Genomic DNA, 14,396 nt, shown 5'->3' with positions numbered 1-14,396 from the left:
CTTTATTATTTTCTAATATACCTTATTATAATGAATTTCTTAAAATGATTTGCATTGGCATCTGCGTACTGGTTTTTTTGCCCTCTACCACAACAGATGCTGCAATTTTGCCAACTTCTTCCAATGGACTTGAAATTACTGTGATACCACCTGCAAGGATTTCTTTGTAACAAGAGTCATTGAGTGAAATCAAGCCAACTTCTTTTCCTAAAGTAAATCCTTGTGTTGTACTCGACTTGATTGCATATACCAAATCGGTATCATCCATCGTCAAATACGCATTTCCTTCTTCTACTTCTTCTCCTTCTAAGCCATCCAACACTTGGAAGTCGAAACCATTATTTTCGCAGAAATTACGGAAACCTGTAATCAACTCAGCATCGAAGTATTCTTCTTCTGTTAGTACCAAGTTGAGTGTTTTATATTTCTTAAATACCTCTAATTGGCTTTGCATAACATTACAAATCTCCTCACCTGAATTATTTACGATTGAAGAGTTAGTACCGTTAAGATTTTGGAGAGATTTGTCCAACAAAATCAAGCGTTCGCCAGAGATTTTCTTGAGGCATTTGATATTTTCTTCGTTTTCTTCGATAAGATGAGGCATAATCACATAGTAGTGATAATTACCTAAATGGTTGTTGATAATCTCACGGAAATTATCACTCTTGTAGTTATAAGTAAAAATATCTACAATCACTTCTTTACCTGCTGCATTTACAAAAGCATTGAAGATGGCTTTGTTGCTTTCAGTAATCTTACCAACCAAGAAAAAAACTTTAGTTTTCTTTTGTGCAGATTTTCCAGAAATAAAATAACCTTTTCTGAAGATAGAGGTAATTACCCCCAAACGATGTAACTCGGCATAAGCACGTTCTACAGTGTCTCTTGAAAGATAGCATTCTTCGCTAGCCTCGTTGATAGAAGGGAGACGCTCTCCAACTTTCAGGACTCCCGATTCAATATCGGTCAAAAGCGAGTTTACCAATTGTTGGTACTTCGGGGTTTTTGAGTCGTGCTTAATTTGGGCAAATTCTACAAAAGTCTTCATTACGTTAATTTTTGGAAATACTATAGTTTTTATAAGGTATTGGGGTACTTGACGAAAAAGGGTTTTCAAAAAACTGGTATATCACTTTATAGTACTTGCTAAAGTTATTATAGGTTTTAAATGCCTTCGAGTTGTATTGAGGTAAGACTAAAAGGGCTTGATTTAATTTTTTACTGAATTGGATAAGTACCGAAAAATTATGATAAAATCCAGTTTTTTGATAAGTCAAAGATAGACCATTAAAGTTCGATTCTGTTAGGACACATTTGGCAAATACTAGTACATATCTTGCAAAAAGTTCTTTTTTTGAATCTGGTAGGACATATATTGCAGATTGTGTAAAAAATGTCAGAAGAAAATATGGTTTTAGACAAGTGAAGTATAGAAATTTTAAATTTGTATTTTTCTGTGAATCCCCCCGAAAACAAAAAAGTCCTATACCAGAGGTAAAGGACTTTAATTAACAAAAACTTTAAAACTTCATTGAATTGTTGAAGTAAGTTTTTGAACCAAAACTTTCCATCAAAGGTAGACTTTCGGTCATCCAAGCCCTGTCCTGAAATACCCTGCTGTGGGTGGCTGTCATGCTTCAGATATCCTTTACGGCACAGTGCAGGACATTACCTATATTACATACAGTGTATTTTTGGATAAGTAGAAAATAATAAAAATTTGAAAATAGATAGCATTCCATTGTACCCGCATATACACGTGACAAAACCTCAAACTATTATCGACAATCAGACTGGTGTTGCTTCCATGAAGGTATTGCTAGTCTTTAACAAACTGAGTGATTTCAAAGATAAAATCTACCAAAGTTTTCTCGAAAAATTGGGAGAAAAAGCTCATGTCGATGTATATGTTCATCAGGTTACGCCACTGTCAACCCAGCACTTTGATCAAGTGATTCGTGAAAGAATTACCGAATATGATCATGTGGCGGTGTTGTTGCATTCGTCCTATCTTCATGAAGATGTTCTGAAAACACTTAATAGTATTCCTAAGGAAAAACTACTAATTTTGGATAAAAGAAATGAATTTATCCGAGGCGAATATGCTTGTGTGTATCACGACTTCGAGGAAGGAATTCAGCGGATATTTACAGAAATGAATGATTCATTAAGTAAATACCAAACCATTAATTTGGTTGTAAACGAATCCAATACTATTGCTAAGTCACTAGAAGAAGGAATTCAGAAGTTTGCCAAACAATATTCTTTTGACTTTCATGTAATAAATGAGATAAAAGAAGAGGTTGTTAAACCAAATCAAGTATTTTTGGTCCTTTCAGAACAAGGACTTGCAGATATTTTGAAACTATGTACCAAGCTCCAATTATCATTAGGGAAAAATATTGGTATCATTTCATACAATGAAACACCTCTGAAAGAAGTTTTATTTGGAGGAATATCTGTTGTAACCATCAATTACGAAGAACTTGGTCGACAAGCAGCCGATTTAATTTTACAACGTAAAAAAGAACATATCAAAACACCTATTCGCTTTATTCAACGAAATTCACTTTAATACATTCGTATCTTATCGAGCGAACGATAGCAATGAACTAAGAGATTTAGTCAAAAGGCAAAAAAGCTTCGAAAATTGCGCTTTTCCCTTTAAATTGCATCAAGGAGGTTTAAATTAATGAGAGTCAGAAGTTTACTGATTATATTGATAATACTACAATACGTACACACAACCACAGGGCAACTGAGGTTTAACCGTATTGGTACTCAGCATGGTCTTTCTCAAAGTACTGCTTTCAATATTTTTCAAGACAGTAAAGGCTTTTTGTGGTTTGCTACTTCCGATGGTCTCAATAAGTACGACGGCTACAGCTTCACCGTGTATCGTCACGATTTCGACGACCCCAACTCTATTTCCAGCAGCAATATTTCTTGTATCACCGAAGACCCCGATGGTAATTTATGGATTGGGACAATCAATGGTGGAGTCAATAAATTAGATGTAGCTTCGGGGAAATTTATTCGCTTCAAACAAGCCAAATATCAATCTAATATCAGCGATAGAAGTATTTCGGGCATTGTGGCTACCAAAGACCGCAAAATTTGGGCTGCTACGTATGGCTATGGTTTGTTGTGCTTCAATCTCGAAGATAACACCATTGCTTGGCGATTAACCGAATCTCGTCAGCTCAATGCCAATGATATTACCCGTTTTTATAAAGACAAAAGAGATAATCTTTGGCTCGGTGGGCACTATGGCGTAATGACTATGCTCGACACCCAGCGTAAGGCACATACTTTCAGGTTAGAAAACGAGTTGCCTCCACAAAAAAATCAAATCAATTGTTTATTTGAAGATCTCAATGGCGATTTGTTAGTCGGGACTCGTGGCAATGGTCTTTATAAATTTGACATTCGTACCAAACAATTCACACGGCTACTGTACAATCCTTATGTAACGGACAAAGAAAATATCATTACCTCAATGGTACGTGATAAGGAAGGTACATTATGGATAGGAACAGACAATGGAGCTATTTTGGTAAAAAGCTCTGACTTTGCCAATATCTCTCGTGTTCAAGCAAATCTCGATTCAGATACAGGATTGAGTTCGTTTTCGATCATGTCATTATGTGTCGATAGAGACAATAATATTTGGATTGGAACTTGGGAAGGTGGTGTCAATGTGCATTATAGTCGCCATTCCAAGTTTGCTTTATATCGTCATAAATCTAATTCTCCTCAAAGTTTACTAAGTAATCGAGTAACTTCTATAAGTTGCGAAACTAACGATCGTATTTGGATCGGTAGCAATAGTGGTTTAACCTTACTCGACCGAGCTAATAACCAATTTACTCATTATATCAACGACCAAGAATCTGCCAAAATTCAGAATAACAATGATATTGTATTCCTTCAACATGACCGAGATGGCGATATGTTTGTAGGAGTTTGGGGTGTTGGTTTGAGATTATTGAAGAAGGGAAGTGGAGGTTTTGAAAACTTTACCTATTTGAGAGGTAAATACGGAATGAATATGACCGCCATTGCGCTGTCAAGATACCCCAATAAAGTGTGGTTGGGTACTCAAGGTTCTGGCGTTTTGCTTTTTGACAAACAAGCTAAAACGTTTACGCCTATTCCCGAACTAAATAAAGTAGGTCGCCTATTAGGAGTAAATGTCAACTCCTTGATGGAAGATTTTCTAGGAAATTTGTGGGTTGGTTCAAATAACAATGGCATTTTTGCCTACAATCCTCGTACACGTCGCGTGACTCATTATCAGCAAACTGACGCCGAAGGAAGTTTGAGAGGAAGTGCCGTATTTCGTATTTTTCAAGATTCTAGAAAAAGAATTTGGGTAGGAACCAATGGTGGAGGACTAAACTTGTTTTATCCCAACACCAGAACTTTCAAAAACCTAACAGTCAAAGACGGTTTGCCAAACAATGCCGTAAAAGGTATTATGGAAGATGGTCACCAGAACCTATGGCTTGCTACGAATGAAGGTTTGGCTGTTTTTGATACTAAAAAATGGAAGTTCAAAAACTTTGCTGAGTCGGACGGCTTACAAGGAAAAGAATTTTTGATTAATGCCTATGCCAAAAACCAGAAAGGCGATATGTTTTTTGGTGGAACAGGTGGTCTTAATGTTTTTAACCCTGATAGCTTAAAAGGAAGCAACGAGGTACCACATATTTATCTGACAGGCGTAAAGTTGTTTAATAAGCCTGTTTCTATTGGAGAAGATTCTCCTCTCGAGCAAGATATTTCGGTAACAGAGGAAATTGTTTTTAAATCAAGTCAGAATGTCTTTGCTATCGATTATGTAGCCTTGGATTTCCAACAGCTCAAAAATAATCAATATGCCTACATCATGGAGGGCTTTGACAAAGACTGGAACTACGTTGGAAAGCAGCGAACAGCCAGTTATACCAACCTTAACCCTGGCACTTATACCTTCAAAGTAAAAGCTACAAATAACGATGGTGTTTGGAATGAAAAACCAGCAGAGATACAAGTGGTGGTATTGCCGCCATGGTATCGTACTTGGTGGGCATTTTTCCTGTATGCCATGATGTTGGTGGCAGGCTTGGTATTTCTTCGAAGAATGATTGAAATGCGTGAGCGTTTCAAATCTGATTTGAGATTGAAGGAAAAAGAGAAAGAGCAAATTAGAGAATTAGACAAACTCAAAACCAATTTCTTTACCAATATCTCGCATGAGTTCCGCACACCTCTAACGTTGATTATTTCACCGTTGGAACGATTCTTTGCTGAAAATCCTGATTTGCCCGAAAAACAAAAATCTCAGTTTAAACTGATTCATCGCAATGCAAAACAATTGCTCAAGTTGATTAACCAACTGTTGGATTTGTCTAAATTGGAAGCAAGAAAGTTTACGCCTGAGATTTCTCAGAGTGATATCGTAGAGTTTTTAGAAAAACTTACTTTTTCTTTCAAAAACTTGGCAGAACAAAAACAAATCGATTTGACATTTGTGACAGAGCCAAAACAGTTGATGGCTTTTTACGATGCAGATATTTTGGAGAAAGTCGTAACCAATCTCTTATCAAATGCCTTTAAATATACTCCAGAAAAAGGGAAGATAGAGGTAAGCCTTGAGCCTATTTATCAGTTGGAAGGGCAGTTAGATAAGGTACAAATTTTGGTGAAAGATACTGGTTCAGGGATTTCACCACAGCATATATCCAATATTTTTAATCGTTTTTATCAAATTCAAGAGTCTACTCAACCACAAATCGTTGGTACTGGGGTTGGCTTGGCACTTTGTAAAGAACTGATTTTGTTACACCGAGGCGATATTTCGGTAGCAAGTATTCCGAAGGAGGGGAGTACTTTCAAAGTTATATTACCTGTGTCTGCCAATTCCTTCGAAAGAAGTTGGATTAAAGAAACAACCAAAGAAATAGGTATCGAGACGCCAACTATATTGAAAAAGGTAGTTTCTAAAAATGATAAGCCAAACACGAATACAGATAAACCAATTGTCTTAATTGCTGAAGATAACGAAGAGCTTCGTGAGTACATTAAAGAAGTGTTGAGTGAAAATTTTGAGGTATTAGAAGCAGATAATGGCAAATTAGCCTGGGAAAAAGCGCTCAATTTTATCCCAGATTTGATCATTTCAGACTGGATGATGCCAGAGTTGACAGGCGTTGAGTTTTGTGGTTTGGTAAAAGAAAATGTCAAAACAAGCCATATTCCAGTGATTATTCTTACTTCGAAAAGTAATAACGAAAGTAAGATTGTCGGTTGGGAAGTTGGTGCAGATGATTATATCACAAAGCCATTTAATGCAAATTTATTGGAAGTTCGTGTGAAGAATCTTTTGGAAATTCGTCGTAAACTCCGTGAACGTTTTACGCAAGAAGTAGAAATTCAACCAAAAGAGATTACACTGAATACAGCCGATGAACACTTCCTTGAGCGAGCCATTCGTACCGTTGAGGAGAATATCGACAATCCAGCTTTTGATATTCAGCAATTAGAAACTGAGCTGAAGATGAGTAATATGCAGTTGTATCGAAAACTCAAAAGCTTGACCAATCTTTCTGGCAATGAATTTATTAGAAATATTCGTCTGAAGCGTGCAGTTCAGTTGCTAGAAACAGAAAGTTATACCGTTTCAGAAATTGCGTACAAAGTGGGCTTTAATGATCCATCGTATTTTACCAGAATATTCAAAAAGGAATACGGTAAATCGCCTTCTGAAATGAGAGATAAGGTTTAGTTATTGAGTGAGTTGTGATTGAGTGATGTGATTGAGTGAATGAGTGATTACTTTCAAGATGAATTTTAAGTGTATAGAGACTATATTTTGAGTCTAAAAATGAGTCGCCTCAAATTTTATTTTCCAACTGTGTACCCAAAAAAAGGCGGTAGAAAAACTAATTTCGACCGCCTTTTTTGATACTATATTTCAGAATGACATATCTTTAGACGCAATCATTGCGTCTCTACTATTCAAAGAATAATCACTCATTCATTCAATCACAAATCACCCAATAGCCTAGTTCTCAGGAGTGGCTTTGCGAGATTGAAGTAAGCCATTCTTTAAAAGCTCATTTTTCTTCCAAGCTTTACTTTCAGTTTTGATTTTTTGCTTAGTAGCGTCCATGTTTTTGGCTATATCACTCAAATCTGGACAACCAGCGTCGACCCAACTAGTGTACCAAAAGTCAGCTACACATTGCGATGATTCTAATAAACGTTCATTTACTGAATTACCAAGACGTTTGGCATAGGCTTTGGCAAATTCAGGCGTGTAGTTTTTACGCATTTGTCCAAATCTTTCTGAGCGTTTGAATTTTTGAGCTTCAGTAAACCCTTCAGAAGCATTGATTTCTTCCTCAAAAACAGCCTTAAGCATTTCGCTTGATTTTTTCGCTACTTTCCAAATCTCAGCTTGAGGGTTTTTCAAATAACGAGCTTTATGTTTTTGATATAAATTATAAGAGTCTAAATGCAGTTCAGGAACCGTACTTTCCCACAAAGAATGCAAGCCCTTTTGGTTAGTCAACTGACCGTCATAATTGTAACTAGTGTGCAAAGGCACGTGTGCATCCGAAATATAGTGTCCCATATCGGCGGCATAATACAAAATACTATCTTTTTGTTTGTTCTTAAATGCGTTGGTGAGCTTATCTTTGAGCCACAAAACCTCCCAAGGTACAGTACCGTATTTGCGAAGGGTATCTTCCGAGTATTTTTTTACGGCATCTTCCCACTTGTGAGGAATATTGTCGAGACCTTCTTTGCCGAAAACTGGCGCATCGCCGTCGATAAAGTGTTTGGTTTCCTCTTTGGGGTCATCTTTACGACGAACATCAGGGCGAACAGAGTTGTAAACTAGATAATCCATTTCGCTTCCAAAGAATAACTGTAAAGGTTTTGGAAGTGAGTAAATTGAAATTTGGTGGATTGTGCGGTGGACCAAAAATCCCCATGAGCCAAGAGCCACAAGCAATACGATTGCTGAAGAAGTGATGAATAGTTTTTTCATTAAATTTTTAAAATAACAACTAATGAGCTGTAGGTAATGTGATAAATACAAATAACAAAAACAAAAAAATTGATTTTATGGTTATTTGAAAAGCTCCTCAGGTTTGGATTGAAAATAGTCCTTTAAGTTTAATTCAAAGTATAAAACATTGTCTAGCGGGTTGTAAACATAAGGCGCTGTTTCAACAAACTGCATCGAACGATACAGTCCGATGGCGTCTGTGAGGGTCGTGAGGGTATCTAATTTCATGGTCGAATACCCTGCTTTGTAAGCAAATAAGACTAATTCTTGGGCTAGTTTTTTCCCGTATTTAAAACCACGAAAAGCAGGACGAATGTAAAGTCTTTTCATTTCACAGACTCCCTCGGCGATGGGCTTTAGTGCAACACAACCTGCGGGTTGTTGTTCATGATACAAAATAATTATGCAACCTGTAGGAGCAGCGTAAACTTTTGAGAGTGTTTGAAGCTCCTGCTCAAAATTTTGAAAACACAAATCTACCCCAAGTTCGCGAGAGTATTCTTCAAATAACTCCTGAACGATGGCGAGTTCTTGATTTGAATAGTTTACATAGTGAAATTGCATAAAATCAACAAAGTGTTTAATTTTTTGACGAAGAAAACCTCGGCGTACTGCGATTAATATATTTTTGAATATGAAATTACAAGAAATTTTAGGAAAAGTCGTATCCGACAATGCAATTCATGCTCGTTTTTTGAATACTTTGTCGTTGATGGAAAACACTGGTGCTAGAAAAATTTCGGCATCTGAACACAAAAGAAAGGTTTCTTATATTGTGTTGAAACACGCAGCCGAGGAGGCTCGTCACGCTTTTTATCTAAAGAAACAAATTCAAAAAGTTGCCCAAATAAATGATTATGCAACCTATGATGATGAGTTCTTGATAGCTCCTTTTGCTAGTTATTCTTATCTAAATTTGCTTGATTTGCAGGTTTGTAAATACTTAAAATCTACTTTGCAATTATCAGGTGTTGAACTTAAATATGCGGCTTATTTATTGGTGACTTATGCCATCGAGGTTCGTGCAGATGAGTTATATCCTGTGTACCAAGAGGTATTAGATCAAGCCAAGTCAAAAGTAAATATGAAATCTATTATTGTAGAAGAGGAAGGACATTTGGCGGAAATGATTACTCAATTAAAAGAATTTTCTAGTAATTGGGAAGAACATGCTTCAGTAGCTTGTCAATTAGAGACTAAATTGTTCAATCAATGGATTGAGTCGGTAGGACAGTCTATCAATTAAGTTGTATGATAGATACAAGGCAATAGGTAAATCGTCTAATATTGCCTTGTATCTATCATATAAAAATCTTAATTATCAGATACATACATCAAAAACCCCATAAGTCTATCAAATGTTTGAAGTTCCTCTTCGGTGGCAAGTGAGAATATTAGGCCACGCTGATGCTTTTCAAATAAATCTTTAAAGTGTTGGTCATTGACTAGTTTTGCTACAATTAATCCTTTGAACCGTCTATGTGATTGATTGTAAACATATTTACATGAAAGCTTTGGCGTTGCATTAAACATAAGATTTATAGCTTCAAGGGTGGAATGAGTTTCTAAGAACTCAAAGCCGTGAGTAAGCAAAAAACTTCGTATTTCTTCACACGCATCATCCAAATCCGAATCAGTTTGGATCTTGTATCTAAAGTTTTTGGAGTCATTGAATTTACCAATAGAAATCACGAACGTGTTGGCATCCTCCCAATAATCACGAGCATTACCGAGATATTGTTGAGCAATTTGCTCAATCTTTTCATTTCGGCATCCCATATTTACATCTAGTAAAATTTCATTTTCGTAAGAAGTACAGGTAAAAATGACGTTCAAAAATCCTGAGGTTGTAATTTTTCTGTACTGCTTTTTATCTACCATTAGTAGGTAATCGTGCTCAAAGAAAAACTGGTTGAGTTTTTCATATAACTGTATTTCAAATGCTTGAATGCTCATATAAGGATTGACAGAATGTTGGGAAGTCTATAATTCTGAGATTTGGGATTAATCACTAGCCAATTTAAGCTTCTTTGGTCAATGAAAGTAATTCGTTATTAGGTTGTAATGCAAAAACGACTACATTATAACGCTTTGGTCTGTAAGCATAAGGTAAAATGATTCCAATTTTTAGCCTAAGGCATAAAACATTAATGACTAATGCGGATAAAAGCCTACCTACTTATATACCTAAATGTATAAAATAATCAGAAGAAGTGCTAACAAAAATATGATGGAGTGATTTTATGGAAAAGGTATTAATTATATCAGATACGCATAGTTACCTTGACCCAAGATTGATGGAGCACGTAGAATGGTGTGATCAAATATGGCATGGAGGCGATTGGGGCGATGTGTCTGTGTCGGATACATTGTCGGCAATAAAACCAATTTTTGGAGTCTATGGTAACATCGATGGGACGCCCATTCGTCAGACATATCCTCTAATAAATCATTTTTATTGCGAAGATGTTTTAGTTGGTATGACACATATTGCAGGTGCTCCTTCCAAATACAAACCAGATGCACTAAAATGTTTTGATATACAGTTGCCTGAAATTTTTGTCTGTGGACATTCACATATCCTACAAGTCAAACGAGACTTGAATAGAAAAGGGATGTTGTTTATCAATCCGGGCGCCGCAGGACAACATGGTTTTCATCCAGTGCAGACGGCTATTCGTCTAAAAATTGAGGGGAAGCGTATTTTTGATGTGGAAGTAATAAATATGCCAAGAATCAAGACAAGAATTAATTAGTTTTCCTTTGATCTGTTTCGAATTATTGGGTAAAAAATATTGTTTAATTTTGCACAGAAACAGAATACTTTACTTAGCAATACTTAAAAATATGATTACGACAATTGGTGGTATCAATACTTTGGATAAAGTGATTATGATGGGTGATAAGGTATTAATTCGCCCACAAGAAAGCAATGGTGTGACTCGTTCGGGTTTATTTTTGCCCCCAACAGTTCAAGAAAAAGAGGAGATATTGAAAGGATATGTCATCAAAATTGGACCAGGATTTCCGATTCCTGCGGTTCAAGAAGATGAGCCTTGGAAAGATTCAGATCAAGTACGCTACATTCCTCTTCAGGTAAAAGAGGGCGATCAGGCGTTGTTCTTGAAGAGAAATGGTATCGAAGTAGAGGTAGATCATGAAAAATATATCATCATTTCGCAGTCAGCAATTTTGATGCTTGTCCGAGAAGATTGGTAGCTAAGATGCAGTTCATAAATTATTTTAATAATTCATGTGTTTTTTTAGAATATTTTTCAATACTAAGAGCAAACATTGTAATTTTCGGTAGAATTTAATAATAACCGCCTCAATCTTATTTACTCGAATGAATGACTCCAATAATCTGAGCAAAGTTATAAAATTTGGATAAATTCATTTCTTTTCTGCCGTTTGGCATGATGATTGTACTTTAAACCAGTATAATCGCCCTAGAGTAATCTTGAGTCTTCAGTTATTCTAATTCTTATTCCATTCTTTTGCCGCTACAAAAGCTCATGGACTAGTTATTGATTTTTTGTGTTCGCCTAATAAGCAAAAAGTCTATTAGCTAAAACTTCTTTAAAAAAATATCTTTTGAAAAAGGTATTTACTTGCTTTAAAGAATACTTCAACTAATCTCAATCTTTGATTTTGTACCCAAAGTTAATTTGGACGTACATGAAATTTGTTTTGTCTTTAATTCCCCTTTCGCACAATAGCGGATAGGTAACAATATTTGGTTTCTATTAAGTAACCTTCAGTCTATATTTTGGCGACAATCTGTTTAAAATCGTGCTCTTTCATTGGCGGATGTTTGGAGCATATAGCAGTAATTGTCCCAATGTAGAACAGGTTTGAATTGGTGGGGTTTTATAAACATTGGCGGATGTTTTGACTTTGAACCCCATCTTTCATCCTTATCAAAAGCATTGTAATCCTTGCTATACAAATACATGATTTGTATTTATCAAAAGACCTTAATCCTTACTTTACCAGTAAATACCTAATCAAATAATAAACCTCGAAGAGCTAAACTTTTCGGGGTTTTGTTTTTTTGATTGTACCTTTATGCTTTGAGTTACAATAGTCTTAATGCAACCAAGTCAACCCTTCTTTTTCTATATAACACATGAAATACGTCCTATTTCTATTTTTAATTCCTTTTAGTATTCAGGCACAAAAACCTTCTCCGGATACGCTCAATATAGCCAAAGAATTAGCGCCAGTCACCGTACTTTCGTCACGAATTCTTCAAAAAGAAAACCAATTACCAGTATCAGTTACAACACTAGGAAAAGCTCGTTTGCAAATAGGGCAAACCAAATTGTCATTGTTTGATGCACTCAATACAGTTCCTGGGGTATTTGCCATGAACTCTGAGAACTTTGCTCAGGACTTAAGAATTTCGATTAGAGGATTTGGTGCTCGAGCTGCTTTTGGGATTCGTGGACTAAAAATTGTCCTTGATGGCGTGCCAGAATCAACGCCAGATGGAACCGCCAAATTGGGGAATATAGATGTGGGATTGATAGAAAGAATAGAAGTATTAAAAGGAGCAACAGCTGGCATCTATGGAAATGCCTCAGGAGGGGTAATTTCGTTGCAGACCGAAAGTATGCCCACTAAGCCTTACGCTGAAATATCGAGCACTTTTGGAAGTTATGGTCTAAAGCGCTATCAAGTAAAGTTTGGCTCTTCTTGGGGTGCATGGTCTGTATTGGGAAGTGTATCAAGACTAGAAAGTGTGGGTTATCGTCAAAAGAGTGCTTTAGAACGCAACTTGTTGAATCTCAAGATAGGATTTCGTCCCTCGGAAAAAACACAATTAAGTTTGTTGACCACCTATATCAATAGTCCCAAAGCTGAAGACCCAGGAGGATTGACTATTGAGGAGGTAAACAAAGACCGAACCCAAGCTCGAAAAGCCAATGTTGATTATAATACTACTGAATCTTTTAACCAGTTGAGGAATGCGTTAATTTTTGACCAAAAACTTGGAGAAAAAAGTGCTATCAACGCAAGAGCCTTTGTAATAAATCGTGATTTCAATACCAATCAAGCCTTTGAAGCAAGTGGACAAATAGCGTTTCAACGAGTATTTTGGGGTGGAGGACTTGCATATCAGTTTTCTACGAAAGGATATAAATTACGAACAGGTTTAGATTTGGAAAATCAAACCGATAATCGCCAACGATATGATAACAAATTAGGAGTACGCACTACGCTTCGCCTCGATCAAGAAGAGAGCTTTGATAACACAGGAGCATATATTTTACAAGAATTTGCCCCAATACCAGCTTTGAGAGTAGTATTAAATACACGCTATGACTGGATAAGAATAGGAGTTGCTGATAAATTTTTGTCAGATGGCAATCAGTCGGCTCAGAGAGATTTTCAACGATTTAGCCCTATGGTTGGAGTATCATACAGTCTTTCTCCTCGAAATACCTTATATGCCAACTTTACAAGTAATTTCGAAACTCCTTCTCTCAATGAGTTGACTAATAATCCAACTGGTCAAGGAGGATTCAATCCAGACCTGAATCCTCAAAAATCGCAAAATTATGAATTGGGGTATAAAGCGTGGTTAGGTAATAAAACCAGAATTGACTTAAGCATTTTTCAGATCAATATTCAGGGTGAAATTGTCCCTTATCAATTACCTAATCAAGTGGGGCGTACTTTTTATAGAAATGCAGGAGAGTCTGTCCGAAAAGGTGTAGAATTGGGATTAAGTTATCAAATTATCCCAGCACTGACTACCTATATAAATTATACTTACTCAGATTTTGTGTACTCAAGTTATAGAACTTTGGCAGGAGAATTTGCTGGAAATCTTTTGCCTGGGATTCCTAAAAATCAAGTGTATGCAGAGTTAAGGTATTTTCCAAAGTCAGGACTATTTGCAGTAGCGCAATTCCGAAGTGTATCGTCGATGTATGCCAATGATGCCAATAGTGTTTCTGTAGATGGATACCAAACCTTGAACTTGCGTGCAGGTTGGCAAAAACATTTGAAAAGAATTTTAATTGAGCCATTTGTGGGAGTAAACAATCTTTTTGATACTGCATATTTTGCCAATATTCAAATCAATGCCACTGCTAACAGATATTATGAACCAGCAGCAGGAAGGACGATTTATGCAGGTATAAAACTGGGAATTTAAAATGTTGAGGCTTTCGACAAATAGCCAATGTGAAATAATTAGTAATTAGAGCATTGAGGATTTTTTTAATCTCACCGATTATGAGATTTGCAGGAGCGATATACGCATAATTGATTTGAATTTTAGAAATTGATGAATTATTGTTATATTTGCACCTTAATAAGA

General features: G+C 36.2%; 10 protein-coding genes. 6 read left to right on the top strand and 4 right to left on the bottom strand.

The window, feature by feature from the left end; all coding sequences use genetic code 11:
• Nucleotides 1-25 precede the first annotated feature (25 nt).
• Nucleotides 26-1,051, bottom strand: a complete 1,026-nt coding sequence (locus QM481_RS07665; RefSeq protein ID WP_166549137.1) for a GntR family transcriptional regulator — start codon at nucleotides 1,049-1,051, stop codon at nucleotides 26-28.
• Between the two features lie 672 nt (nucleotides 1,052-1,723).
• Between QM481_RS07665 and QM481_RS07660 the strand changes: the two genes are divergently transcribed.
• Both QM481_RS07660 and QM481_RS07655 read left to right on the top strand, forming a co-directional pair.
• A complete protein-coding gene (locus tag QM481_RS07660; RefSeq protein WP_283381309.1) occupies nucleotides 1,724-2,578 on the top strand; it encodes a substrate-binding domain-containing protein in 855 nt (284 codons plus the stop codon).
• Nucleotides 2,579-2,695: 117 nt separating this feature from the next.
• On the top strand, nucleotides 2,696-6,772 hold the full coding sequence (locus QM481_RS07655) for a hybrid sensor histidine kinase/response regulator transcription factor (RefSeq protein WP_283381308.1): 4,077 nt from the start codon (nucleotides 2,696-2,698) through the stop codon (nucleotides 6,770-6,772).
• 279 nt (nucleotides 6,773-7,051) lie between these two features.
• Here QM481_RS07655 and QM481_RS07650 read toward each other — a convergent pair whose 3' ends face one another.
• Entirely contained in the window at nucleotides 7,052-8,044 is a 993-nt protein-coding gene (locus QM481_RS07650; protein ID WP_283381307.1) for a zinc dependent phospholipase C family protein, read from the bottom strand.
• Nucleotides 8,045-8,125: 81 nt separating this feature from the next.
• Entirely contained in the window at nucleotides 8,126-8,629 is a 504-nt protein-coding gene (locus QM481_RS07645; RefSeq protein ID WP_283381306.1) for a GNAT family N-acetyltransferase, read from the bottom strand.
• A gap of 70 nt (nucleotides 8,630-8,699) precedes the next feature.
• On the opposite strand from QM481_RS07645, the gene QM481_RS07640 reads away from it, so the two are divergent.
• Complete coding sequence (locus tag QM481_RS07640; protein WP_283381305.1) at nucleotides 8,700-9,311, top strand: hypothetical protein; 612 nt, start codon at nucleotides 8,700-8,702, stop codon at nucleotides 9,309-9,311.
• 68 nt (nucleotides 9,312-9,379) lie between these two features.
• Here QM481_RS07640 and QM481_RS07635 read toward each other — a convergent pair whose 3' ends face one another.
• Nucleotides 9,380-10,021, bottom strand: a complete 642-nt coding sequence (locus QM481_RS07635) for a hypothetical protein (RefSeq protein ID WP_283381304.1) — start codon at nucleotides 10,019-10,021, stop codon at nucleotides 9,380-9,382.
• Nucleotides 10,022-10,308: 287 nt separating this feature from the next.
• On the opposite strand from QM481_RS07635, the gene QM481_RS07630 reads away from it, so the two are divergent.
• The 3 genes from QM481_RS07630 (at nucleotide 10,309) to QM481_RS07620 (ending at nucleotide 14,231) form a co-directional block, all read left to right on the top strand.
• Nucleotides 10,309-10,821, top strand: coding sequence for a metallophosphoesterase family protein (locus QM481_RS07630; RefSeq protein ID WP_283381303.1), 513 nt, complete (start codon nucleotides 10,309-10,311; stop codon nucleotides 10,819-10,821).
• A 91-nt stretch (nucleotides 10,822-10,912) separates the two neighbouring features.
• On the top strand, nucleotides 10,913-11,284 hold the full coding sequence (locus QM481_RS07625) for a co-chaperone GroES (protein ID WP_166549129.1): 372 nt from the start codon (nucleotides 10,913-10,915) through the stop codon (nucleotides 11,282-11,284).
• 910 nt (nucleotides 11,285-12,194) lie between these two features.
• Nucleotides 12,195-14,231 (top strand): TonB-dependent receptor family protein, encoded by a 2,037-nt coding sequence (locus QM481_RS07620; RefSeq protein WP_283381302.1) that lies wholly within the window; start codon nucleotides 12,195-12,197, stop codon nucleotides 14,229-14,231.
• The last annotated feature ends 165 nt before the right edge of the window (nucleotides 14,232-14,396 follow it).

The sequence above is a fragment of the Flectobacillus rivi genome (assembly GCF_030056655.1).
Lineage (GTDB): Bacteria > Bacteroidota > Bacteroidia > Cytophagales > Spirosomataceae > Flectobacillus > Flectobacillus rivi.
This window is presented reverse-complemented; position numbering and strand designations above follow the sequence as displayed.

What these genes read in the sequence shown, in the direction of transcription:
- QM481_RS07635 (WP_283381304.1), bottom strand. Translation starts at nt 10,021, where the DNA reads ATGAGCATTCAAGCATTTGAAATACAGTTATATGAAAAACTCAACCAG.
- QM481_RS07655 (WP_283381308.1), top strand. Translation starts at nt 2,696, where the DNA reads ATGAGAGTCAGAAGTTTACTGATTATATTGATAATACTACAATACGTA.
- QM481_RS07640 (WP_283381305.1), top strand. Translation starts at nt 8,700, where the DNA reads ATGAAATTACAAGAAATTTTAGGAAAAGTCGTATCCGACAATGCAATT.
- QM481_RS07645 (WP_283381306.1), bottom strand. Translation starts at nt 8,629, where the DNA reads ATGCAATTTCACTATGTAAACTATTCAAATCAAGAACTCGCCATCGTT.
- QM481_RS07625 (WP_166549129.1), top strand. Translation starts at nt 10,913, where the DNA reads ATGATTACGACAATTGGTGGTATCAATACTTTGGATAAAGTGATTATG.
- QM481_RS07665 (WP_166549137.1), bottom strand. Translation starts at nt 1,051, where the DNA reads ATGAAGACTTTTGTAGAATTTGCCCAAATTAAGCACGACTCAAAAACC.
- QM481_RS07650 (WP_283381307.1), bottom strand. Translation starts at nt 8,044, where the DNA reads ATGAAAAAACTATTCATCACTTCTTCAGCAATCGTATTGCTTGTGGCT.
- QM481_RS07620 (WP_283381302.1), top strand. Translation starts at nt 12,195, where the DNA reads ATGAAATACGTCCTATTTCTATTTTTAATTCCTTTTAGTATTCAGGCA.
- QM481_RS07630 (WP_283381303.1), top strand. Translation starts at nt 10,309, where the DNA reads ATGGAAAAGGTATTAATTATATCAGATACGCATAGTTACCTTGACCCA.